Raw genomic sequence first — 22,897 nt, forward strand, 5'->3', positions numbered from 1 at the left:
TGCGTCACCCGCTTCGTTAGCGCGTGAACAGGTTCAGGAAGTTTTGCGTGTTCGACACCACCGAGTACCGGTCGACCACGGTGGCGCGGGCGGCCTTGCCGAGGGTCTGGCGCAGGCCGGGGTTTTGCAACAGCCGCTCCAGGGCGCTGCGCCATTCCTCGGGCGTGGTGCACACGTAGCCGTTCACGCCGTCCTCGACCACCTCGGTATTCATGCCCACCGGCGACACCAAGGCCGGCTCGCCCAGGGCCATGTACTGCAGGGCTTTGAAAGCGCACTTGCCCTTGGCCCAGGGGTCATCTTCCAGGGGCATCAGGCCCACGTGAAACTGCAGCAAGTCGGCAATTTCGGTGTCCTTGCGCCAGGCTTGGTAGCGCAAGGAGCGCAGCGGCAGTTCGGGCGGCTGGTTGGAAATAACGCGGAACTCGAAGTCGTAGCGCTGCTCCAGCTCGGCCAGCACCGGCACCACCTGCTCGATGTACTTCAGGGTGGAGTGCGTGCCCGTCCAGCCAATGACCAGCGGGCCCGGCACGGCCTGGTCGCGCACCTGGTTGTGCAGGTGTTCGGTGTCGATGGTGGTGGGATTGACCACGGCGCGCGGGTTGAACTGCGCCGCGTAGTTGCGCAGGTAGCTGTTGCCGCAGCTCACCTTGTAGGCCCAGCGACAGATGCTGTCTACCTTGTGGTGCCACTTTACGCCGGCCACAATTTTGTTGGCCTCCGAGGTGTTCGGAATCCAGATGGCGTCGTCGAAGTCGTAGATGATGGGCTTGCGCAACAGCTTGGCAATCATCCACTCGAACACCGGCGGCCCGATGGGTGCCGCTTCGCGGTGAATAAACACGAAGTCGTACTTGCCCACGGCCGTCAGCACCAGCAGCAGGCGGCGCAGAAACCCGCGCAATATGCCCACGGCCTTTTGCACGGCCAGGCCGGGCTTGTAGAGAATGGCCCAGGTGGCGTCGTCGAGAAAGGGCGCGAGCTGGTACTGGTGGCCGTGCTCGGTCAGCAGGTCGAGGTACTGCTCGAAGCGGAAGCGCTGCGAGGGGGCCTTGCCAGGCGGATACGGGATGATAAAGAGGATGCGCACAACAAAAAGAAGCCAGCCCCAAGGGCGGCTCAACGGCTTTGGTAAAACGTGAGGACCTCGTCGATGATGTAGCGCTGCTGGGCGGCGGTCAGCTCGCAAAACAGCGGCAGGCGCACGAGGCGGGCGCCGTAATATTCGGCCCAGGGCAGCGCGCGGCCGTCGTGCTGCAGGGCGTAGTAGGGGCTGGCGTGCAGGGGCAGGTAGTGAAACACGGCCATGATGCCCCGCTCCCGCAGCCGGGCAATGAGGGCGGTGCGCTCGGCCTCGTCGCGGCAGACGAGGTAGAACAAATGGCCGTTGACGGTAGCGTACTCGGGCACCACGGGCAGGCCTACCCCTAGCGCAGTTAGTGCAGCCAAGGCATCATTATAAGTGTGCCAGAGGCGGCGGCGCACCTGCTGAATCTGCTGCCAGTGCTCCAGCTGCCCCCAAAGGTAAGCCGCCGTCAGCTCGGAAGGTAGGTATGAGGAGCCCACGTCGACCCAGCTGTAACGGGCTACTTCGCCGCGGAAGAACGCAGTGCGGTTGGTGCCCTTTTCGCGAATGATTTCGGCCCGGCGGGCGTACTGCTCGTCGTTGATGACCAGCATGCCCCCCTCCCCGGCCTGAATGTTCTTCGTCTCGTGAAAGGAAAACGCGGCCAGCTGCCCAAACGAACCCAGCGCCCGGCCGCGGTAGTAGCTGTCGAAGGCCGGGGCAGCGTCCTCCACCACGGTCAGGTTATGCCGGCGGGCGGTGGCCAGCAGCGGGTCTAGGTCGCAGGCAATACCGGCGTAATGAATGGGAACGACGGCCCGGGTACGGGACGTGACCAGCGCCTCCAGCGCTTCGGTGTCGAGGTTGGGGTTGAGCGGGTTGCTGTCGGCAAACACCACGCGGGCGCCGCGCAGCACGAAGGCATTGGCCGTCGACACGAAGGTGTAGCTGGGCACGATAACCTCGTCGCCGGGCCCGAGGTCGAGCAGCAAGGCCGCCATTTCCAGCGCCGCCGTGCACGAGGTCGTCAGCAACGGGTGGCCGAAGCCGAAGGTGTCGGCGAAAAAGCGGTGGCAGCGCTGCGTGAATTGCCCGTCGCCAGACAAATGCCCCGCCCGGATGGCCTGCTCGATGCAGGCAAGCTCGGAGCCGGCCAGGAAGGGCTTGTTGTAGGGTATCAAGCGACGTCGATCAGGGAAAACACGGCCGCAAAGATAGCCGACGGCCGGCAGCTTGGCTTAGCGCCGGCTCACAGCCACAGGTGGTAAACCAGCGCCTCGCTCTCGATGCGGAACCCGCGGGCCTGGTACAAGGCCACTGCGGGCTGATTTGCGCGCTGCGTCGCCACCGTCAGGCGCTGGCAGCCCCAGGCGTGGGCCCGTTGCGCAGCCGCATCAAGCAGGCTGCCACCCACGCCGCGCCGCCGCGCCGTCGGGGCCACCGCCAGCAGCCCGATAGAAGCCTCGGCGTCCCGGTGCGCCAGCGTCAGGAGCCCCTGCGGTTGCCCGGCTGTGGCTTCGTGCACCAGCACCTCCCGCGCCAGCCGCCCGCGCAACGACTCCCGCAACCACTGGTTGTAGAGGCGCTGCCAACTGCCCGGGGCAAAGCGCACATCGCGCCGAAACCGTGACCAGCCGCTGCTGACCTGAGCCAGTTCCCGCAATGCCGGCGTGGCCGTGAATACCGGCCGCACCTGCGGCCCCACCGCCGCGGGCGGCGCCGGCAGGTCCAAGGCGAAGCTGACGCGGTGGTCGATGGGGCGCAGGGCAAGCACGGCGGCGGCTTGCAGGGCGGCCACGTCGGCGGGCTCGACAAACCAGTAGAGCAACCGATAGCCCTGCTGCCGGGCGGCGCGCAGCTGGTCCCGGAGCGCGGCGGCATTGGGTACGGGCGCCCGCAAACGCCCAATCGGCAGGCCGAAAAAGCGGCTGTCCCAGCCCAGCGGCTCCAAGTCTGGCGCGGCCTTACTGCTCATGGGGCGGCGGGACCGGCGTGAGCTGGTCGATGAGGTAGAGCGGGCGCTGCCGGGCTTCCTCGAAGGTGCGGCCCACGTAGAGGCCGACGAGCCCAATCAGGGCAATGACGAGGCCTGCAAAAAAGCACATCAACAACACCAAGCTGGTGTAGCCGGGTACGGTGATGCTACCGATAAAATAGCGCACCAGCGTAATCAGCCCCAGCGCGGTGGCACCAGCCGAGATGAACGCGCCGAATAGAATAGCCAGCCGCAGGGGCTTGTCGGACCAGGCCAGCAGCACATCCAGCGCCAGCTGCAGGCGCCGGCCGAAGGAGTAGCTGCTGCCGCCCGCGGGCCGGGTGCCGTGGGGCACCGCCAGCGCGGTGCCCTCAAAGCCGACCCACCGCACCAGTACCGGAAAAAACCGCCCGCGCTCGGGCAGCTGCCCCACCGCATCGATGACGCGGCGGTGGTACACCCCGAAATTGGCCACAGTATCGTCCTGTGGCACGCCGGTGAGAGTCGACAGCACGCGGTAGAACGCTTTCGAGGTCAGCCGCACGCCCCAGCCGTGTTGCCGGGCTTCGCGCCGGGCCACAGCGTAGTCGAACGGCGGTTGCTGTGCCGCGGCCCACAGCGCCGGAATGGCTTCCGGCGCGTCTTCCAGGTCGCAGTCGAGCACTGCCACCCAGGTGCCGCGGCTCTGGGCCAAACCGGCGGCCAGGGCCCGGTGCTGCCCGAAATTGCGCGAAAGGCGCACCCCACGCACCCGCGCATCGGCCCGGCTAGCTTCCTCGATGCGAGACCAGGCGTTATCAGGGCTGCGGTCATCGACGAGGATGATTTCGAAGCGCCCCCCGGTTGGTTCGTCCACGGCCGCCACGATGCGCCGTACCAGCTCGGGCACCAGCGCGGCGGCTCCGTACACCGGGCTCACCACCGACAGCAGCGGTGCGCCGAACTCAGCAATGGGCCGCATGGACGGGGCGTGGGCGGTTGACGACGGGCATAACGCGCGGCTCCATCAGGCAGGGATTAGGCGCCGAAGAAGGTGGCGTAGGCCTGGCGGGCGCGCTCGGGCGAGCGGTAACGCTCGGCCAGCTGGCGCGTCTGCTGGCGGTAATCGGGCTGCTGCACCAGTTCGGCAATGCGCCGCACGGCGGCGGGCACGGTTTCGGGGTGGTCGAGGTTGAACACCGCTCCCCCACCCTCGGCCTTGATGATGTCGCTGTCGTCGCCCACGCCTTCGGTGAGGATGACGGGCAGGCCATTGGCCCAATACTCGCCCACCTTGATGGGCGAGCAGAACTGCCGGCAATCGGCGGGCTTGATGGGCGCAAAGGCGAAATCGGCGGCCGAGAGGTAACCGGGCACCTCGTGGTGCTGGGCCCGGGTGACGAAGCTGCGCTCCGGCCCCAGCCCCGCGGCGGCCAGGCGCGCCTGCACTTCCGGAATGGCGTTTGGAGTCAGCACGATCAGGCGGAATTTCTCGCCGAAGTGCTGGGCGGTGGCGGCAAACAGGTCGTAGGCTTCCTGGTCGTAGTAAATGTCGCCGAACTTGCCCACGTAGATGCCCACAATGGCGTCGGCGGGCAGGCCGAGCTGGGCGCGCACGGCGGCGCCGCGGGCCGCGTCGTAGCCGAAGGCGGCCAGGTTTACCGAGCAGGGCACCGTCACGATCTGATCCGCGGGCACGCCTTCGCTGATGAGCTGGCGGCGGTAGTTTTCGGCCACCGGCATCAGGCCGCGGGCCAGCTGCTTCTGCTTCCGCTCCCAGTGGCGCTGAAAGAGGTAGCGCGGGTCGTAGCGCCGCCACACGCCCGATTCGAGCATGTAGTCGGCGTGCGGCTCAAAGGACTCCACGTAGAACGGCAGCTTGTTTTGCTTCCACACGAGGTAGGCCAGCGCGCCGGCCGGGGCGCCGCGGGCCAGCAGAAAGTCGCTGCGGTGGCCGGCGGCCAGCTGCACCAGCTGCTTCGGGAAGCGCAGGAAGTCGTCGGTTTTGGTGACGAGCACGTTGCGGCCGGGCTCGGAAATCAGCGGGGCAAACTCGATTTTATCGGCCGCAAAGGGCAGACGAAATGCGGGCGCCTTGCCGTTGCGCTCGATGGTCACGAGCAGCACGCTCTCCACGTCGGGGCGCTGCTGCAGCAGCTGCAAGTGCGGGAAAACGGTCGAAACGGTCAGCGGGTCGTCCAGCCCCCAGTAGCTCAGAAACAGAATGCGCATGATGGCTATAACAACGAGAGGCGACCGGGCGGTGCCTTAACTCCGGATTTTCTTGAGGCGGTCCACCACCTGCACGCCGAGCAGGCAGCGCACCAGCAGAATCAGCCCCTGGGCCGTGGGCAGGTGCGGCTGCGCCAGTCGGGCGAAGCGCACGGCTTCGCGGCGGTGGTCGTCGGCGTAGGCGTGAATGGCGCAAAGGTAATACACCCGTCCGGTCAGCGTCCGGCGCTGCTCGGGGCTGAGCTGAATGCGGGCCAGCATCCACTCCAGGGCCAGTTGCAGGCGGCGCACCAGGGCCGAGTTGTCGGAGCGCATGGAGCGGGTGTCGTGGTCGTTCATGGTGATGCTCACCTGGTCGACGACGTAGACGCGGTCCTGCTGGGTGTTTTCGAGCATGAACATCCAGTCTTCCACGGCCGAGTAGCGGCGGTCCTCCTCGAAGGGATGCAGGCCGGGATTCTGGCGGCGCACGCAGATGTTGCAGGCCAGCGCGTTGCCCCGGACGAAGGTGTCGAGCCCGTACCAGCCCTCGGCCAGCCCGGCCATGTCGCTGTCGGCGCGCACGCCGTCGCGGTCGAAGTCGTACTTGGCGGCAATAAAATTGGGCCGGTTCAGCTCCTGAATCTTGGCGTAGAGCCCCGACAAGTGGTTGGGGTGAAACAGGTCGTCGGAGTCCAGAAACAGCACGTACTCGCCCTGGGCGCGGGCCAGGCCGTAGTTGCGGGCCGCGCCCCGCTCGCCGTTGGCCTTGGGCAGGTACTGTATGCGCGCGTCGGGCAGCGAGGCCACGACTTCCGCCGTGTTATCGGTGCTGCCGTCGTCCACCACCAGCACTTCCCAGTCGGCGAACTGCTGGGCTAGCACGGACTGCAGCGTGGCCCGGATAAAGCCGGCGCGGTTGTAAGTCGGAATGACAATGCTGAAAAAGACAGCCACAAAGAAGCAGGGTTAGGTGAGCCGCCGGCCGGGCGGAAGCGGACGGAGCACGGCCGCCGCGGTTAGTCCACTACTACGCCCATGCTGGCGTACAGGCCCTTGAAGCGCTCAATCCAGAGAAGCCAATTGGCGTAGGTGCAGCGCGGGTCGTTGGCTTCCTCGAATACCGGTTTGAGGTAAGCCGGCTCCAGATCCTTAGGGAAGTTCTGCATGGCGTCGAAACGCCCGTGGTACCAGGCTTCGTTTAGGTAATGGCTGGCCACTATCACGTCGAAATCCACGTCCTTGAAGTTGTTGGTGGCCGAAGTGGTAAACGAAGTCTGCGTGAGTTCTTCTTCCGACTTGGCAAAGCGCGAAAGGTGACGCTTGGTCCAGTTCAGCGCCCGCGCCAGCTGATGGACCTCGTCGGCCTGCTTTTGCTTGGCCTGCCACAGGTGCAGCCAGTACTGCTTGTTGAACATGGCCGAGGCCACCGAGTAGAGGCCGTAAAACGGCAGCTGAAAGTAGATGCCCTCTTTTACCAGCCCCAGCCGGTGCAGGATGGACTGCGACTTGAACGTGTTCAGCAGCAGCATGCGCGTAAACCACTCCGGGCCTTTGGGCAGGGCGGGCACGTATTCTTGCAGCCCGTGGCCACTCCCGGCCATTTTACCCTCAAAACCACTCAAGTCGCCTCCCCAGTACATTTTGGTCAGCACAATCTGCCGCTCCGCCATGTAGGAAGCCAGCTCGCTGATATCGAAGCGCCGGGTTATCCACATATCGTCCTCCATCATGCAGAAGATGTCCGAGGCACCGCGCACCCCTTGCATCCACATTTCGGTGGGGATGATGCGCAGGCTGAACGGGGCTTTGCTGGCCACGTGGGCCCGGAGCTGGGCTACTTTCGCGTCGTATATCTCCGAGCGCACCAGTTGCACCAGCGGGTACTGCGCCTGAATCTTAGCCAGGTACTCCGGCGGCGTGCCGTCGTCGAGCACCGTGATGGTGTAATCACCCGTCACATAGTCGTAGATGCTGCGCAAGCAGCGGTCCAAGTAGTACGGGCGGTTAAAGGACTTAACCAGGATAGAAACGTTGGTGGGCATGGAGGCCGAGAAACTTGCGCCCAGTGCCGTAAAGGACAGCTAAGCAGTGAAACCGGCGACAAAAGCCCCGGCATAAGCGGCTGCGAAATTAGCAAAATGCGGGCGCCAGGCAGCTATGGGCCCGGCGGAGCCGCGGCGACGTGCCAACGAGCCCGACGTCCTGCAAGCACTCGTTTGCCCAGCGCGGAGCTGCAGATTGCCAACGCGGAAGTCGGGAAACCGCCGGCTCCCAGAAGCCCATTTTACCGCTTCTGCTCGATGCGGTCCAGCAAGGCAGCGAACGAGCGGGCATAGGCAGCCCGGGTGTGGTGTTCCCGCGCAAAAGCGTGGGCCGCCTCGGAGCGGGCGTGCAAGTCGGCCTCGGGCAGGGCCACCAGTTCGCGCACGGTTTTGATGGTCTGCGCGATGATTTCGCTGGGTTCCTGCGAGCGAATAACCGTGGCCAGGCCCTCGCGCACGGTGCTGGTTTCCGTGGTGATGGGAATCAGCCCGAAATGAGCCAGCTGCACCACGGCCCCGCCCCCACCTTCGCTGGCGCTTAGGTACACGGTGCCCAGGCACTGCTGGGCCAGGTCGGCAAACTTGCGGCTGCCCACGTCCACCCACCCCATGTACTTCAGGTTGGGGTGCTTGGCCAGCATGGGCTGCAGCCACGACCAGAACCGGGTTTCCCGTTCGGCGTGCCCCCCGATGTAGAGCGTCAGCTCGGGCATTTGCGCAAACGCTTCCACCACCAAGTCCAGTCCCTTCAGCAGCAGCCCGCCGCTGCCCAGCCACACAAACTTCGTGCGGGCCTCGGCCATGTTGCGCCGCTGATAATCCGGCTCGTATACCGCCGAAATATTCAACTGATGCTTGAGGGCGGGCCGGTCGAACAGCCGCAACTGAAAGTCGGTGCCGAGGTAGGTCATGTAATCGGCTACCTCGTTGGCGTAGTTGGGCGGCGCCTGCCGTTCCGGCGACACGAAGATGCCGTGGCGCCGATGAAAATCCCCGATGCGCTTCAGCTCGGCCGTATTCTGAAACAGCCAGTAGTTGCCGGACGAGTAAAAAATCTTGGTGCGCCCCGCCCGGAGGTTTTCCGGCATGTTGATCAGGCTGCCCCCCTCGTCGATGATCAGGTCGTACAGTTCCCAGTTGATGGGGGCCCGGCTGTGCACGTGGTGGTAGTCGACCACGTACCCGCGTTCGTTGAGCTGGCGCACCATCTCGGCCGATTCCCAGTACATCGTGTGCTCGTTGATCTGCGGGCACTGCATGGGGTCCCCTTTGATGTAATAGGGAATCGAGTAAATGGAGTACTTGATAAACGCGCGTTTCGCCTTGGGTCCCAGGCGCTCTTGCCCGATGCCGTGGATTTCGCCGCCCGGCGGACGGAACGTAACATCAGCCGCCTTTCTGAGGAGTTCCGACAGGCGGTAACGCGCCCCTTGGATGGTTGGCATAGTGCAGGGTTGGCTACAAGCCGAGGCTCGTATGAAACGTGGGGAAAACTAGCGGGCCGTAAAACGGGCAAGAGCCGTTTCACATTCCCGCATTACGCTAAGAAGGACAAATGCAGGCTTTCTATACCCAAGCGCAGCGCAAACAGCAGCGCGGTTACGCCCGCCGTGAGGGCAATGGAACGCAGCGCAATGCGGCCAATAGGCAGGCGCAGCAGGGAGAGAATGTGCAAGTCGGTAAGGAAGCTGCCGAGCATACTGGCCAGGCCGAAGAGCAGCATGGCAATTTTGACGTCGTGCAGGTACAGCCCGATGCCCAGGCCCACGGCGCGAGCAGCCAGAATGCAGGCGTTGGCTATGAGCTGGTAGCGCTGCTTTTCGTAGACGGTATAGATGCCCGACGTGGCTAGGGACGTGAGCTTGAATACGTAGTAGTAGCCTAGAAAAGCCGTGAACATGCCCGCGCCTTCCCAACGGGCGCCAAACACAATCTTGAATATCCAGTCGCCAAACACGGTAACGCACCCGAAGGGCAGGATGCCGAGGTAGAGCAGCTTGTAGTACAGGTCCAGGGTGATGACGGGCAGGCGCTCCGGCTGGTTCTGGTGGGTTTCAATGGCCTTTTGGGCAAAAACCGGCGAAATAGCGTTGCCAATCAGGTTGATGGGAATTTCCAGCAGACTGACAGAAAACGAGTAAAGCCCTACCACCGTGGAGCCAAACCCCGTGGTCAGCGCAAAGATGGGCAGCTGAGAGGACACCGTGTTTACGTACCCCGCCGGCAGAATGTAAAGGGGGAAATCTTTATATTCTTTGGCTACACTCTTGATTGTCTGCCAGTTAAAGCTAGTCCATAATTCACCCAACTGCCGCCAGATGCCGCCAAACAGCAAGCCAGTGGTGGCCGTGATGCGGTTAAATAACTCGCCCAGAATCAGGCCCGTAACCGGTCCGCCAAACACCCAACCAAACCCAATGGTAAACGCGCGGCCGGAAAGCGTGGTGGCAATATCAACTCCCGCCCGCTTGGTAAACGCCTTGTCCCGGGTGTACCACGTGAACATGATGGCGTTCAGGTTAAAGAGCAGCAGCAGCAGCGGCACGGCGTACAGCCAGCCGCCCACGCCCTCCAGGTGCAGCACCCGCCGCAAGGGCTCCGCCGCAAAAGTCAGCAGCCCGCCCAGCACCACGATGGAAGCAACGGTGAGCAGCAAGCTGAGGTGCACCAAGGCCAGAAACCGCTCACGCAGCTTGGGCATCAGCATCGCGCCGGGGTAGCCCAGCGTGGTAAGCAAGTTCAAGTTGCCCACCACCGAGCCGAATACGGCAAACTGCCCGTAGCTGGCGGGCGCATAAATGCGCGACATCACCGGCGTGAGTACGAACCCAATAGCGGCTACAATGGTCGTTCCCGACAGTGTGACGGCAAAGTTTTGAGCAAACGACCCGCGCTGCCGGATGGCCTGGGTGCTGGTGCGCACCGTGCTACGTATTCGGTTAATCAAAAGACAACGGCGTAACCCGCGTGTTTGGTGAGTTCAAAAAGCCTTCCCGCCGCCAGAGCAGCAGGAAGGCTTCCAATCAATTGTAACCAACTCTTACTCGTGCTGCGACAACACTTTGTGTCCGCCTTTCAGCAGATAGGCGTCGCGCTTGAACAGCTCCACGTCGGCCTGGACCATGTCTTTTACCAGGGCAGGCAGGTCGTACTTAGGCATCCAGTTCAGCTTCTCCTTGCACTTGGTCGGGTCGCCGATGAGCAGGTCCACCTCGGTCGGGCGGAAGTAGGTGGGGTCAACCTCGATGACCACCTGCCCCTCGGGCAGCTGGTAGTCAGGGTTGTGGCACGCCACTACCACGCCTTTCTCGTCTACACCCTCGCCTCGGAAGGCTACCTCCACGCCGACTTCGGCAAAGGCCATGCGCACAAAGTCGCGCACGGTGGTGGTTACACCGGTGGCAATGACGAAGTCCTCGGGCGTATCCTGTTGCAGAATAAGCCACATAGCTTCCACGTAGTCTTTGGCGTGGCCCCAGTCGCGCTTGGCGGAGAGGTTACCCAGGGCAATGTGCTTTTGCATGCCCAGCACAATCTGCGCTACGCCGCGGGTGATTTTGCGGGTGACGAAGGTTTCGCCGCGCAGCGGGCTTTCGTGGTTGAAGAGGATGCCGTTAACCGCAAACATGCCGTAGGCTTCGCGGTAGTTGACCGTAATCCAGTAGCCGTAGAGCTTGGCCACGGCGTAGGGCGAGCGGGGGTAAAACGGCGTGGTTTCGCGCTGCGGCACTTCCTGCACCAGCCCGTACAGCTCCGAGGTCGAAGCCTGGTAGATCTTCGTTTTTTTAGTGAGCCCCAGCAAACGCACGGCCTCCAGGATGCGCAGCGTGCCGATGCCGTCCACGTTGGCCACGTACTCGGGCGTGTCGAACGACACCTTCACGTGCGACATGGCGCCGAGGTTGTAAATCTCGTCGGGCTGCACTTCTTGAATGACGCGAATCAAGTTGGTCGAGTCCGTCAGGTCGCCGTAGTGGTTGGTGAAGTTCGGGCTCTTATTGCCCTCTTCGTCGGTAAGCAGGTGGTCGATGCGGTCGGTATTGAACAAGGACGAACGACGCTTCAGGCCGTGTACCTCGTAACCCTTTCCCAACAGAAGTTCTGCTAGGTAAGCGCCATCTTGACCCGTAATACCGGTGATGAGTGCTACTTTTTTCATAAAAGAAGTTGGTGGCAGCCTTGTGTCCGGCCGCAAGCAATTCGGTGAGAGTTCAAATGCCCGGTTATTTCCTCCGCGCTAGTGCGCAGGTTCAGCACGGGCCATGACCTTGCAAAGATAACGCGTCAAACGTTAGCTGAAGTAGTTGAGCTTGCCAGCAATAGCGAGTTGACCTAGCTGAGCACTTTGGTCAATTGATCCGACTTGTAGTAAAATTCCGTCGGGTGCTCTGCATTATAAGTGGCCATGAACTGGTCGCATACGTCGAAAGCCGTAGCCAGTTTAGCCATATTATCGGTCGGCATCTCACCAGTAAAACTGGTAGTGCGTCCCTGGTTACCCTGGTACTGCTTCAGGCGCAAGAGCGAATACAAGACGCGCTTGGCCGGGCGGATGGGCTTTTTAATTGCGTCCATCCAACCAGATTTGTGTTTGACAAAATCACCAACGCTGTCGCTGATGCTTTTGTCGTAATAGAAGCGCATCCGGTTAGCTTCCAAGGCACTGGCCTTTTGGGCTTTGCCCTGGTTCATCACCCGAAAATTGCTCTGCGGATTCTCGATGCGCACGCTGAGCATGGCAGTGCTCCAAGCCAAGTTGACGTTCAGGCTGGTGATGCGGTAGGTAAACTCGGTGTCGACCTGCACTACGCCGGTATGGAACAGGCCGGTCAAGGCTAATGACTTACGACGGATAATCAGTGGCAGGCCAATCATCCAAACCACGGCCTTGCTGTTGAGCCAACGTTGGAAGTTATCGGCCACATCGTCGTAAATGGTGGCTTTGCCCAAGTCTTCCAAATGAATCAGGCCGGTGTTGCCCGATAGCACGTCAATCTCGGGGTGGGCCAGCATGAACGATTTGGCCTCTCGGATGGCGGGGTAGCAGAAAGCGTCGTCGTCGGTAATAATCTTGATCAGTTCCCCCCGCGCCATGAGCATGCATTTGTTGAAGCCGTGCGCTTCTCCTTTGTCACGCTCCGAAACAAACTGCTGAATCTTGCCAGCTTCGTAGAGCCCGCGCAAGTATTCCGGAGTGCCGTCTTTGCTGCCGCCGTCGGCCACCACAATTTCCTCGTCGGGCTGCCGGGCCGCAATCAGCCGCTCCAGTACCTGCTGCAGGTAGGGCAATTTGTTGTAGGTCGTCAGAACGTACGATAACGTGTACTCAGCCATGCCCTTATTTAGTATCCCAGTTTTTTGGCGTATTCCAGCATCTTTTCCCGCGGCCGCACCTTCACCGGCCGCGCCGGCACGCCCACGTAGATGGTCCACGGCTCGGTGTCCTTGGTTACTAGCGAACAAGCCCCAATCACACAACCTTCGCCAATAGTCACGTTGGGCATCACCACGGCATTGGTGCCAATGCCCGAAAAACGGCCGCATCGGATGGTGCTGAAATCGACGGTGTCACGGTACTCATCCGGTACCGTGACACTGGTGAAGCCCTCGCCCATAAACCGATCTGAACCGCACAGCAGACGGCTCCCAGCTGCAATGCTAACGAAGTGCTCTACCACCACCCGACTTTGCTCCCCTCCGATGACGGTGATGTAGGGGGCGATGTGGATGTAGTCGCCGATTTCGGCGGCGGTGGTCAGGTAGAAGCCCGAGTCGATGGCCACGTGGCTGCCCACGGTGACCAGCTGCGGCCGGCGGATTTCCACGTTGGCGCTGATGAACACGTCGTCGCCGCAGCTCTTCAGCAGCGACTTGTCGTACTGGGCTGATTGAATGGACTTGTCGCTGGTCATTGCCGGTAAGTGTGACTAGAGTCAGTAGCTACCAACCAGGGGCCTATACGTCGTACCCCATTTCCTTGGCGTATTCCAGCATCTTTTCGCGCGGCCGCACCTTCACCGGCCGCGCCGGCACGCCCACGTAGATGGTCCACGGCTCGGTGCTTTTGTTCACCAACGAGCCTGCGCCAATTACACTGCCTTCTGCCAAAGTCACCCCGGGCATTACCATGACATTGGTCCCGACGCTGGCAAAATTTTCAAAAATCACCGGTGCGATGTGCACGTTGTCACGGTATTTCTCCGGGATGGTAGGCCCAATGAAACCATGTCCCAGGTGCTCGTCGCTACCGCAGATAATGCGGCTACCGGCAGCAATCGTGCTGAAATGCCCCATTTTCAACAGCCCTTGCGGCCCGCCGATGACGGTGATGTAGGGGGCGATGTGGATGTAGTCGCCGATTTCGGCGGCGGTGGTCAGGTAGAAGCCCGAGTCGATGGCCACGTGGCTGCCCACGGTGACCAGCTGCGGCCGGCGGATTTCCACGTTGGCGCTGATGAACACGTCGTCGCCGCAGCTCTTCAGCAGCGACTTGTCGTACTGGGCTGATTGAAGTTTTTCGCCAGATTGGTTCATAAGGAGTCGGTAATTTTTAGGGGAGGAAGTGAAAAGTCCGCGCGGCAGCGCGCAATTCTAGTAAGGAAAAACCGACTCGTAGTAGGCAATGGTCTTGGCAATGCCCTCCTCGAATTCCGTGAACTTAAAGTCCGGAAACACCTGCCGGAAGCGCGTGTCGTCCATCACTTTCTTGGGCGCCCCGTCGGGCTTGCTGTGGTCCCACACCACCTTGCCCTGGTAGTCGAATTTGGCTTGGATGATATCGACCAATTCCTTCACGCTCAGCCCGTCGTTCTGAGCCACGTTGAGCACCTGCTCCAGGCCTTTGCGGTCGGGCTGCAGCAATACCTGCCACACCAGCCGGGCAAAATCCTTGGCGTAAAGCCATTCGCGGATGGCCACCCCGGTGCCCCAGATGGGCAACTCGGGCTGGTTGATTTTCTCGGCCTTGACGAACTTCGAAATCAACGCGTTGAGGGCGTGGGCCTTGTTCGGGTCGGTCGAGTCGAAAGGGCCGTACATGTTCGGGGTGAGCAGGTTGATGCTGCGCACTGCGTACTGCATCTGGAAGCACTCGGCGGTGGCCCAGAGCAAACGACGCGTGGCGCCGTAGCTCAGCACCGAGCGGTGCAGGTGCCCGTCCCACCACTCGTCCTCGCGGAACAGGTCGGCTTTGGCCGGGTAAGCGCAGTTGGCAATGGGGTTGATGACAATGGCCCGCGGGCAGGCGTGCGCCACGGCCTCGTACATGCCCAGGATCATGCGCGTGTTGTCGGCCACCACGGTAGCGGCCTGCTCGGTCACGTAATTGAGGCTCCCGACGTGAGCGGCGCAGTTGATGACAAAATCCGGGCGGTGCTTTTGCAGAAACGCCGTGGTTTGCGCGGTGTCGCGCAGGTCCAGGCCGGTGCTCAGCGAAGCTTCAATGGGTTCTACGCCGTTTTCGCGCAGCACCTGTGCCATGTTGTGGCCAACGAACCCGTTGGCGCCAAAAAGAACTACTTTCATATGCTTACCAGCCTTGCTTGATGGCGTCCACGATGTAAGCTACTTGCTCCGCGGTCAGCGCATCGTGCAGCGGCACGTGAATCTGCGTTTCGTCGAAGCGGCGCTGGTTAACCAGCTCGTGGCGCTTGCCGCCAAACAGGGTATTCTTGTCAATGCCGTCGTGTACTACCGAGGAGGCCACGCCGCGGGATTTCAGGGCGCGAATAAATGCCAAGCGGTTCTCGACGTGGAAGCCAAACAGCCAATTGGCGCTTTCCCGGTCCGTCTGGTGCACGAAATGCGTCAGGCCGGGCACGTTCTGCAGGCCTTCGCGGTACTGCTGCACGCGGGCGCGACGCACGTCCATCCGGTCCCAGAACCCTTCGAGGTTGGCCAAGCCCAAAGCGGCGGCGTAGTCGCTCAGGTGGTACTTGTAGCCCACGTCGGAGAGGTCGTACTCCCGCTCCCCTACTTCGTTCACGGGTGAATTGGCGCGGTCGATGCCAAACCAGCGGCGGCGGAACACTTCGCGGGCCTTCTCCGGGTCACGGGCGCACAGGGCGCCGCCGTCGCCGGTGGTCAGGTGCTTGATGGCCTGGAAGCTGAAGCAGGTGAAGTCGGAGATGGAGCCAATGGCTTGGCCTTGGTAAGTGGCGCCCGGCGCGTGGGCCGCGTCCTCGATTACCAGCAGGTTGTGGCGCTCGGCAATGGCTTTGATTTCAGCCATGTCGCAGGGATACCCGCCCCAGTGCACGGCCATAATAGCCTTGGTGCGCGGCGTAATCCGGTGCTCGATGTCGGCCGGGTTGATGTTGCCGTTTTCGTAGTGAATATCGGCAAAGACCGGCTTGGCGCCGACCTGCACCACGCAGATGGCCGAGGCAATAAAGGTTTGGGGCGAGAGAATTACTTCGTCACCGGGGCCAACGCCGGCCACTTCCATGGCCAGGTGCAGGGCGCTGGTGCCGCTGTTCAGAGCGGCCGGATTGACCATGCCCAGATCGGAGCTCAAACGACTTTCAAACTCTTTAACCAATCGGCCTTCGCTGAGCATAGTGGTGGCCAGCACATCGGTCACTCGCTGCGTTGCGGAAGGGTGTACAAACGTACTGAAGAGGCTAATGGGGTTGCCAGTGGGCAGGTTTGCGGTGCCAGCAGGCAGCGGTGAGTTGGTAGTTCCAGCCATATAGCTAGTTGAATGAAGCCGCAAAGATACGGCGTAGAAGTTGTTGCCGTTTCGCCTACTAGGCCTTGCGAACCATCGGCGTGGGTATCCGGCCTCGAAAAACGGGAATTCAGCAATTCCGGGCACAAGTGGCGGGCCAAGCACTCACAGCACCCAAACTCGGCTTTACACCGTTGCGGGAGCCTTTGAGAATCAGAAGTCCACATCAGCGGTGGCTGCAGCAACTGCCTCTCGCTACTGTGGGCCGCGCTGTCCGGCCTAAAAGGCGTCGGACAAGCATCGGCAAAGTTCTCGCTTTTTCGATGGCTTGCCAAAGTAAGCTGGCCACTCGTCAGTGACTTCAGCCCTGATTTTCTGATGCAAACGATTGCGTTGCGCGGCTCCCTGGCGCTTGTGGCGGGAGCGGCGCTGCGGGCGTCCGGCAGTCTGCCGAAAGACGGGTACTTTTGCCGGGACCAACCTTTTCCTGTTGCCGCCGGTGCGGCGGCGCCTTTGCCTTGCCATGACGAACCTCGTAGTGCTTTCCTACGGCAGCCAGAAAGAGTACCGGCGCGCAGTGCTGGCCGTGCTCAGCTTCTTCAGCTTCTACGACGCCCAGTCACCGTTGCCCGAGGTCAACGTTATTATCTACACCGACCGCTCCGACTACTTCGAGCAGTTTCTGGGCGACGTGCCGGTGCAGTACGTCATTCTCACGCCCGAGCAGCAGACGGCCATGATGGGCACCGTGGGTTACCGCCACCGCATCAAGGCCGTGGTGGTGGGCGACACCCTGGTGCAACACCCCGCGGACAACCTGCTGTTCTTCGATTCCGACACGTTCTTCGTCAAGCACCCCGGCCCGCTGCTGGCCAGCATCCGCCCCGGTGTCGACGTGATGCACACCGTGGAGTTTACCTTCAACGATATTGCCACGCAGCCCCTGCCCCACGACAAAACCGTGGCCGACTTTGTGCGGATGATGGAGCAGGAGCCGTTTCAGACCACGCGCGGCGCCGAACGGTTTTCGGGCACTCAGCAGTGCTGGAACTCGGGTGTGCTGGGCCTAGCGCCCTCGGTGGCGGCCTACCTGCCCGACGTATACCAGCTCATCGACCACCTGTACGCCAACTCGCACTGGCACATCATCGAGCAGATTGCCTTCTCGCTGGTGCTTCAGACGCGTGACCAGATTCTGCCGGCTATCGACTACGTGTACCACTACTGGGAAGGCGACAAGAAAGTGGCCGCCGATGCGCTGCTGACCGAAGCCATTGACGGCCGGTTTGCGGCGCTGCCCTACGCCGACAAGCTGGCCGTGGTGCGGCAGCTGGTCGAGCGGCTGCCGAAGGCCATTGCCACTTACCTGAGCGAACATGCCGAAATCGGCTTGAAGCAGGACGCCATTACCTTCTTCAACGCCAACCGCTTCGGGCCCGCCTACCGCGCGGCCTTGGCCTATTTGCTGAAAGTACCCGCTGACCGCAAGTTTCTCAAAGACGTGCTTTACCACACCAAGCGCGGCCTGACGCAACGCGGCTAACTGCCTCACGGCGGGTTCCCGAAACAATTACCGGGGCGTCGTTCCTATCATAAATCAGCGGCGCCCGCGCTGGCCAGTTTGTTTAAACTGCCAACGCGGGCGCCGCTGTATTTGGGGCCGGTTTTTCTTACGCAAACCGATAGGGATGCGGAAAACTATTCCGTTTCGCGGTTAGCAGCCGGGCTCACCGCGGCCTTGGGGGCCGTAAACGCCTTATAGACGACGAAGCCGACCACTGCGAGGATAGCACCTTGCAACAGCAGATAGGTCGTGCTGATCCACGGGCCCTGGTTCATGAAATACACCTGGAACGGCCACTCCAGCATGATACCCGTGTGCACGAACGAAAACGACGGAAAACGGTCGTCGGGTTGCCCGAACGTAGGGTCAAACCAGTTGAAGGGCAGCCACATTTTGGACACGAGCAGCAGCAGCGCAGCCGTTGTCCACACGGCCGTGCGGTTGAGCGGCAGCGTGTCGGCCACGGCGGCGGCGACCAGGGCCAGCAGCGGCAGCACGTTGGCGAGTTGCCGGGTTTCGCTGTTGATGGCCTGCAGCAGCACCACCATCAGCATCAGGCTCAGCCCCAGCCCCAGGCGGTCGAGCACGCTCAACACGCGGCGCCAGAACAGCAGCGGCACCAGTGCCGCAAGGCCGTAGTATACGCCGTGCGCGACGATGAACTGCAGCGGACGCTGCAGCACGGCGTAGGTGGTGTTGATCAGAAACGTTTTGAAGGGCAGATACGACCGCGACGGGTCGCCCACGTAGCGGGTCAGCAGGAAATACGCCACCAGCAGCCCCAGCAGGTACAGCCACTTCAGGCTCGGGCGCAGGGTGCGCAGCACCAACGACCACATCTCGGCCCAACCCGGAATAACCCGCTGCCCCAGCATCCACTGGGTGTAAAACAGGTACGCGCCGGTCAGCACAATGCCCAGCGGCAGCAGGGACCGGACTTCGGGGGCCATGCGCGGGGGCAAGGGCACGTCGCGCACGTAGAGCACGCCGACAAACAGCAGCATCACCACCAAGCTAATGCCGGCGGCCCACAGCAGGCTCAGCGGCCGGTTCTTGGTCTGGGGCAGCGGCTCGTCGGCCGGAATCAGCAGCAGCAGCAGGTTGTAGGCCAGCGCTGTCGGCCAGATGCCCAATGACACGAGAGCTGTCAGCCAGAGCCCCAGCGTGCTGCGGCGCAGGTAAAAATACAAGCTCGTCAAGCCCGCGGCCGCGGCCAGGCGGTCGGTGGTAAACGGGATGTAGAGGTCGTATTTGAGAAAGGAAAAATTGATAAAAAAGGCCAAGAAGCCTACCCAGGCCGCTTCCAGGGAAAGGCGCATGAGCGTGGCAATTTTGTGCCAGAGCACAATCATGAGCACGCCCAGGCCCAGGTTGAATACCTGCATCCACAGAATCAGGTAGTCGTCCTGGAACGGGATGTTGAACAGGCGGAAGAACCCGTGCAGCAGCGCAAAGGGCAGCACCCGCTGAATGGTGTAGCTGTTGATGTGCGTAACCAGCAGCTGCCGCGGCAGATCAATAGCTACCGGCTTATAATACGTGTCGCCCTCCCAGGCAAACCCGTTGTGCAGCGGCACCACGTCGGGAAAGACCATATACCACAGCGAGAGGGTAACGGACAAGCCCAGGAACACCCACAACGGATTGCGGTATACCAACTCAAAGTAAGAACCTGACGGGGAGCCAGTACGTGTGCTAGTCGAAGCCATGTGGGGGAGTGACGGGAAAAACGGATGGGCCCTTGCGCGCTGCCGGCCCGGGGCGCCTTATTCGTATACCTGCCGGACGACGTAGAGCGGCCGTTGCCGCGCCGCGTCCAGCCCGCGCCACACGTACTCGCCGATGACGCCGAGGGCCACCATCTGAAAGGCCGAGACAAACAGCAGCACCACCATCAGGGTCGTCCAGCCCTGCGGCTCATCGGGGCTGACCAGGCGCAGGGCAATGATGTAGAGGCCATAGAGCAGCGCAATCATGCCCAAGCCCAGGCCCACAGCCGAAATGGCGCGCACCGGGAAGTAAGAAAACGAGAGCAGCGAGTCGATCAGCAGCTTGATTTTCTTCGACAGTGTCCAGCGCGAGGTGCCGATTTCACGCTTGCGGCGCACGTAAGGAATGTTTACGTACGGGAAGCCCAGCCACACCATCAGATAGAACACATTGGAGTTGCGCTCTTCCATGCTCACCACTTGCTCGCTCACCTGCCGGTCGAAAAACACGAAGTCGAAGCCTCCGTCCGGGATGTTTTTCAGCGCCAAGTGCTTCATCAGCCAGTGAAAGGTCTTGGCGAATACCTGCGAGAGGCCTTTTTCCTCGCGGTCCTGGCGGTTGCCGATGACCAGCTTGAAGCCCTGTTTCCAGTACTCGTACATTTTCACCATCAGCTCCGGCGGGTCCTGCATGTCGGCCGTGATGATGGACAGACACTCGCCGGTGGCGTGGGCCATGCCCGCCACGATGGCGTTGTAGGAACCCACGTTGGCGGCCAGGTCGACCACGCGCACGCGGTCGGGGTAAGCAGCTTGGGCGCGCAGCAGGGCCCCGAGCGTGTCGTCGCCGGAACCGTCGTTGACAAACACGTACTCGAAGCTGACCTCCGGTGGGAAGTTCACTTCGTTGGCTACCAGCTCACGAACCGTAACGGGGATGTTGTCCTCGTTGTAGTAGCAGGGAATGACGATGGAAAGCTTGGGCATCGACTAGGGCAGAGCCAGAAAATACATACGCGGAGCACCGGGCCGGGACCCGGACCGGGCCGCTGGTTAGAAGCGCCGAATGGCGGCGGCCACGGTGGCCACGTGCTCTTCGGTCATGCCGGGCCACATGGGCAAGCTCAGGCAGGTCGTGGCCAGTTCTTCGGCAATGGGGAACGAGCCTACCGGCATTTGCAGGTCGGCGTAGGCCTGCTGGCGGTGCGGCGGCACCGGGTAGTGAATTAGCGTGCCGATGCCCTGGGCGGTGAGGTGCTGCTGCAGGGCGTCGCGGCGCGGGTGCTGCACCACGTAGAGGTGGTACACGTGAGTAGCGCCGGGCGCGGTGTGCGGCAAGCGCAGCTCCGGAATGCCGGCTAGGTGCTGGTCGTACCACGCGGCCACCTGCTGGCGCTGCTGGGTCCACTGCGCCAGGTAGGGCAGTTTGGCGCGCAGCACGGCGGCCTGCAACTCGTCGAGGCGGGAGTTGTAGCCCACCACTTCGTTGTAGTATTTCTGCTGCGAGCCGTAGTTGCGCAGCACGCGCACCTTGTGGGCCAGCGGCTCGTTGTTGGTCGTCACCGCGCCGGCGTCGCCGAGGGCCCCCACGTTTTTGCCGGGGTAAAAGCTCGTGCCGTTAATGTCGCCGAAGGTGCCGGTCTGCTGCCCGTCGAAGGTAGCGCCCTGCGACTGGGCGTTGTCCTCCACCACGAACAGGTTGTGCTGCTTGGCCAGGGCCATAATTTCCGTCATGCGGCAGGCCTGCCCGTAGAGGTGCACGGGCATGATGGCCTTGGTGCGCGGCGTCAGCGCCGCCGGAATCAGCGCCGGGTCGATGTTGCTGGTAGCCGGGTCGGGCTCCACGGGCACCGGCGTGGCGCCCACCTGCGTGACGGCCAGCCAGGTGGCAATGTAGGTGTTGGAGGGCACGATGACTTCGTCGCCGGGGCCGATACCCAGGGCGCGCAGGGCCAGCACCAAGGCGTCGAGCCCGTTGGCCACGCCCACCACGTGCGCTACTTGGTTGAAGGCAGCGTACTCTTGCTCGAACTGCTTTACCTCCTCGCCCAGCACGTACCAATAGGAATCGTACACGCGGGCCACGGCGCCCAGAACTTCTTCGCGGATGGGCGCGTGCTGGGGTTGGAACGAGAGGAAGGGAACGACGAGGTTGCTCATGAGCGGACTCAGATACTTGAAGCGAAAGAAAGAAGATATGACCTGCGGCCTACCACCGGTTGTGGCACGCCAGCACGTGCGTGGTGCTGCCCAAGCGGAACCCGAGCTTTTCGCAGGTGCGAAACACGGCCCGGTTGGTAGCTTGGGTAGTCATTAGCACATAAGGCAAAGATAAGCCCGCGGCGCGGCGCACCGTCTCGGCCACCAGCTTCAGGTGCCAGCCGCGGTTGGCCGGCCCCACAGCCGTTAGCAGCACCCGCGAGTGGCCGCTCCCGGGCAGGGCCTCGGTAGCCACCGTGTCGCCGATGGCCAGGAACGAGTCGACGGGCAACTCGGGCGCGTCGGGCACCAGCACGGCGTCGGCGTAGGTGCCAGCCGTGGCCGCTTCGGCATAACGGGCCAGAAAAGCATCGGCTTTGGCGTCACCGAACCACGGGTCGGCGTGAAACCGGTCGTACACGTTGCGGGCCGCCGCCGAAATGCGCCCGATGTGCTGGGCCTCGTCGGGCCGGGCTAGGCGTACGGGCGCGGGTTCCGGCAAGCGGGCCTCGGCCACGGGGCAATAAAAGTTCAGGCGCGTTTCCACGAGCTGCCAGCCGCCACCCGTCAGGGCCTGCAGCAGGGCCGTGTCCTCGGCCGGCACCACGCTGAAGGCATAATACTGGCCGCGGGCGTGCAACTGGGCACGCAATTCGGTAGCCGCCGCCTGCAAGCTGGCCGGGCTGGCCTCGGCCCCAAACAGGCCGCTAAACAGCCGATAGGTGGGGGTGCCAAAGTAGTCCGAATCCCAGGACAGGCGCTGCAACAGCCACTGCCCGACGCCTCCGGCCATGGGCACTACCTCGTCGTGGGGCCCGCTGCCGAAACGCAGGGCCGCCCCGGTTCCGAACTGCGCCTGCTGAGCCGCCTGCGGCAGCTCGCGCAGAAACTGGTAGGGCGAGTGCCACGCCAGCGCCTCGGCCCGGGCCGCTACCAGCGCTGCATCGACCGGGTTAGCCGCGCCGTTCACGGTTTGGCCTGCCATATCTGCCGAAACTGCTCGTAGTCGCGGATGTAATCCTGCTCGTCGTAGGGCGCCGAAGCCAGCACCAGTTGCACGGCGGAGTGCGAGTACTGCATGGTGTGCCAGGCGTGGGGCGGCACGTACAGTCCCAGGTGCGGGTCTTCCAAGCGGAACGTCTGAATGGTGCCGTCGGCCAGCTCGGTGGTAACGATGATACGGCCGGCCGCGGCAATGAGTACTTGCTCGGTGCGGTGGTGGGCATGGCGGCCGCGCACGATGCTTTCCGGCGTGTAGTACGTCCAGAACACGCGCTGCACCTCGAAAGGCACCAGCTTCTGCTGCTCCGATACGGAAATGTAACCGATGCCCGGGGCACCGAGCTTGGGAAATTCAATTAGAAAAGGATTCGTCACGGGCGACTACGTATTCCAGAGGCAAAAACGAAGGACGAGCCAGCGCAAACAACTCAAGCTGCCGCGAGCGGCTCCGGACCAGGCCACCGCGGGACGGGGCGGGG

At 62.4% G+C, this 22,897-nt stretch carries 21 protein-coding genes; 1 reads left to right on the plus strand and 20 read right to left on the minus strand.

Annotated elements, in window-relative coordinates; all coding sequences use genetic code 11:
* Nucleotides 1-16: 16 nt before the first annotated feature.
* The 15 genes from LJ737_RS16190 to LJ737_RS16260 all read right to left on the minus strand — a co-directional run bounded on the left by LJ737_RS16190 (nt 17) and on the right by LJ737_RS16260 (nt 15,965).
* A complete protein-coding gene (locus LJ737_RS16190; protein ID WP_227767585.1) occupies nt 17-1,090 on the minus strand; it encodes a glycosyltransferase family 4 protein in 1,074 nt (357 codons plus the stop codon).
* 29 nt (nt 1,091-1,119) lie between these two features.
* The gene (gene rffA / locus LJ737_RS16195) at nt 1,120-2,247 is read right to left on the minus strand and encodes a dTDP-4-amino-4,6-dideoxygalactose transaminase (protein WP_227767586.1); all 1,128 of its coding nucleotides are present in this window, start codon (nt 2,245-2,247) and stop codon (nt 1,120-1,122) included.
* A gap of 68 nt (nt 2,248-2,315) precedes the next feature.
* A complete protein-coding gene (locus LJ737_RS16200) occupies nt 2,316-3,041 on the minus strand; it encodes a GNAT family N-acetyltransferase (RefSeq protein WP_227767587.1) in 726 nt (241 codons plus the stop codon).
* Nucleotides 3,031-4,002: a glycosyltransferase family 2 protein gene (locus tag LJ737_RS16205; protein ID WP_227767589.1), complete on the minus strand. Its 972-nt coding sequence runs from the start codon at nt 4,000-4,002 to the stop codon at nt 3,031-3,033. Before LJ737_RS16205 ends, LJ737_RS16200 begins: the two co-directional genes overlap by 11 nt.
* Nucleotides 4,003-4,058: 56 nt before the next feature.
* Entirely contained in the window at nt 4,059-5,252 is a 1,194-nt protein-coding gene (locus tag LJ737_RS16210) for a glycosyltransferase (protein WP_227767590.1), read from the minus strand.
* A 36-nt stretch (nt 5,253-5,288) separates the two neighbouring features.
* On the minus strand, nt 5,289-6,188 hold the full coding sequence (locus LJ737_RS16215) for a glycosyltransferase family 2 protein (protein ID WP_227767592.1): 900 nt from the start codon (nt 6,186-6,188) through the stop codon (nt 5,289-5,291).
* Nucleotides 6,189-6,250: 62 nt separating this feature from the next.
* Nucleotides 6,251-7,276 carry a glycosyltransferase family 2 protein gene (locus LJ737_RS16220; RefSeq protein ID WP_227767594.1) on the minus strand — a complete coding sequence of 342 codons (1,026 nt, stop codon included), beginning with the start codon at nt 7,274-7,276 and terminating at the stop codon, nt 6,251-6,253.
* 242 nt (nt 7,277-7,518) lie between these two features.
* A complete protein-coding gene (locus LJ737_RS16225; protein WP_227767596.1) occupies nt 7,519-8,721 on the minus strand; it encodes a glycosyltransferase in 1,203 nt (400 codons plus the stop codon).
* Between the two features lie 92 nt (nt 8,722-8,813).
* On the minus strand, nt 8,814-10,223 hold the full coding sequence (locus LJ737_RS16230) for a lipopolysaccharide biosynthesis protein (protein WP_227767598.1): 1,410 nt from the start codon (nt 10,221-10,223) through the stop codon (nt 8,814-8,816).
* Nucleotides 10,224-10,316: 93 nt separating this feature from the next.
* Nucleotides 10,317-11,435: a GDP-mannose 4,6-dehydratase gene (gene gmd, locus LJ737_RS16235; protein WP_227767600.1), complete on the minus strand. Its 1,119-nt coding sequence runs from the start codon at nt 11,433-11,435 to the stop codon at nt 10,317-10,319.
* A 173-nt stretch (nt 11,436-11,608) separates the two neighbouring features.
* Nucleotides 11,609-12,610 carry a glycosyltransferase family A protein gene (locus tag LJ737_RS16240; RefSeq protein ID WP_227767602.1) on the minus strand — a complete coding sequence of 334 codons (1,002 nt, stop codon included), beginning with the start codon at nt 12,608-12,610 and terminating at the stop codon, nt 11,609-11,611.
* A gap of 8 nt (nt 12,611-12,618) precedes the next feature.
* On the minus strand, nt 12,619-13,188 hold the full coding sequence (locus LJ737_RS16245) for an acyltransferase (protein ID WP_227767604.1): 570 nt from the start codon (nt 13,186-13,188) through the stop codon (nt 12,619-12,621).
* A gap of 43 nt (nt 13,189-13,231) precedes the next feature.
* Nucleotides 13,232-13,810 (minus strand): acyltransferase, encoded by a 579-nt coding sequence (locus LJ737_RS16250; protein ID WP_227767606.1) that lies wholly within the window; start codon nt 13,808-13,810, stop codon nt 13,232-13,234.
* A gap of 57 nt (nt 13,811-13,867) precedes the next feature.
* Nucleotides 13,868-14,800 (minus strand): NAD-dependent epimerase/dehydratase family protein, encoded by a 933-nt coding sequence (locus LJ737_RS16255; protein ID WP_227767607.1) that lies wholly within the window; start codon nt 14,798-14,800, stop codon nt 13,868-13,870.
* 4 nt (nt 14,801-14,804) lie between these two features.
* A complete protein-coding gene (locus tag LJ737_RS16260) occupies nt 14,805-15,965 on the minus strand; it encodes a DegT/DnrJ/EryC1/StrS family aminotransferase (protein WP_227767609.1) in 1,161 nt (386 codons plus the stop codon).
* A gap of 502 nt (nt 15,966-16,467) precedes the next feature.
* On the opposite strand from LJ737_RS16260, the gene LJ737_RS16265 reads away from it, so the two are divergent.
* A complete protein-coding gene (locus tag LJ737_RS16265; protein WP_227767610.1) occupies nt 16,468-17,487 on the plus strand; it encodes a hypothetical protein in 1,020 nt (339 codons plus the stop codon).
* A 155-nt stretch (nt 17,488-17,642) separates the two neighbouring features.
* Here LJ737_RS16265 and LJ737_RS16270 read toward each other — a convergent pair whose 3' ends face one another.
* From LJ737_RS16270 to LJ737_RS16290, 5 genes are all read right to left on the minus strand, one after another.
* Entirely contained in the window at nt 17,643-19,217 is a 1,575-nt protein-coding gene (locus LJ737_RS16270) for a hypothetical protein (protein WP_227767612.1), read from the minus strand.
* A gap of 57 nt (nt 19,218-19,274) precedes the next feature.
* Nucleotides 19,275-20,204, minus strand: coding sequence for a glycosyltransferase family 2 protein (locus tag LJ737_RS16275; RefSeq protein ID WP_227767614.1), 930 nt, complete (start codon nt 20,202-20,204; stop codon nt 19,275-19,277).
* Nucleotides 20,205-20,270: 66 nt separating this feature from the next.
* The gene (locus tag LJ737_RS16280; protein ID WP_227767616.1) at nt 20,271-21,377 is read right to left on the minus strand and encodes a DegT/DnrJ/EryC1/StrS family aminotransferase; all 1,107 of its coding nucleotides are present in this window, start codon (nt 21,375-21,377) and stop codon (nt 20,271-20,273) included.
* Nucleotides 21,378-21,426: 49 nt separating this feature from the next.
* Nucleotides 21,427-22,401: a GNAT family protein gene (locus tag LJ737_RS16285; protein WP_227767618.1), complete on the minus strand. Its 975-nt coding sequence runs from the start codon at nt 22,399-22,401 to the stop codon at nt 21,427-21,429.
* The gene (locus tag LJ737_RS16290) at nt 22,383-22,793 is read right to left on the minus strand and encodes a sugar 3,4-ketoisomerase (RefSeq protein WP_227767620.1); all 411 of its coding nucleotides are present in this window, start codon (nt 22,791-22,793) and stop codon (nt 22,383-22,385) included. The genes LJ737_RS16285 and LJ737_RS16290 overlap by 19 nt, the downstream gene beginning before the upstream one ends.
* Between the last annotated feature and the right edge of the window lie 104 nt (nt 22,794-22,897).

The organism is Hymenobacter sp. 15J16-1T3B (assembly GCF_020711235.1).
Lineage (GTDB): Bacteria > Bacteroidota > Bacteroidia > Cytophagales > Hymenobacteraceae > Solirubrum.

Coding starts and splice junctions, on each gene's coding strand:
- LJ737_RS16280 (WP_227767616.1), bottom strand. CDS start 21,377: ATGAGCAACCTCGTCGTTCCCTTCCTCTCGTTCCAACCCCAGCACGCG.
- gmd (WP_227767600.1), bottom strand. CDS start 11,435: ATGAAAAAAGTAGCACTCATCACCGGTATTACGGGTCAAGATGGCGCT.
- LJ737_RS16275 (WP_227767614.1), bottom strand. CDS start 20,204: ATGCCCAAGCTTTCCATCGTCATTCCCTGCTACTACAACGAGGACAAC.
- LJ737_RS16255 (WP_227767607.1), bottom strand. CDS start 14,800: ATGAAAGTAGTTCTTTTTGGCGCCAACGGGTTCGTTGGCCACAACATG.
- LJ737_RS16200 (WP_227767587.1), bottom strand. CDS start 3,041: ATGAGCAGTAAGGCCGCGCCAGACTTGGAGCCGCTGGGCTGGGACAGC.
- LJ737_RS16210 (WP_227767590.1), bottom strand. CDS start 5,252: ATGCGCATTCTGTTTCTGAGCTACTGGGGGCTGGACGACCCGCTGACC.
- LJ737_RS16250 (WP_227767606.1), bottom strand. CDS start 13,810: ATGAACCAATCTGGCGAAAAACTTCAATCAGCCCAGTACGACAAGTCG.
- LJ737_RS16240 (WP_227767602.1), bottom strand. CDS start 12,610: ATGGCTGAGTACACGTTATCGTACGTTCTGACGACCTACAACAAATTG.
- LJ737_RS16245 (WP_227767604.1), bottom strand. CDS start 13,188: ATGACCAGCGACAAGTCCATTCAATCAGCCCAGTACGACAAGTCGCTG.
- LJ737_RS16265 (WP_227767610.1), top strand. CDS start 16,468: ATGACGAACCTCGTAGTGCTTTCCTACGGCAGCCAGAAAGAGTACCGG.
- LJ737_RS16205 (WP_227767589.1), bottom strand. CDS start 4,002: ATGCGGCCCATTGCTGAGTTCGGCGCACCGCTGCTGTCGGTGGTGAGC.
- LJ737_RS16260 (WP_227767609.1), bottom strand. CDS start 15,965: ATGGCTGGAACTACCAACTCACCGCTGCCTGCTGGCACCGCAAACCTG.
- LJ737_RS16270 (WP_227767612.1), bottom strand. CDS start 19,217: ATGGCTTCGACTAGCACACGTACTGGCTCCCCGTCAGGTTCTTACTTT.
- LJ737_RS16225 (WP_227767596.1), bottom strand. CDS start 8,721: ATGCCAACCATCCAAGGGGCGCGTTACCGCCTGTCGGAACTCCTCAGA.
- LJ737_RS16285 (WP_227767618.1), bottom strand. CDS start 22,401: ATGGCAGGCCAAACCGTGAACGGCGCGGCTAACCCGGTCGATGCAGCG.
- LJ737_RS16220 (WP_227767594.1), bottom strand. CDS start 7,276: ATGCCCACCAACGTTTCTATCCTGGTTAAGTCCTTTAACCGCCCGTAC.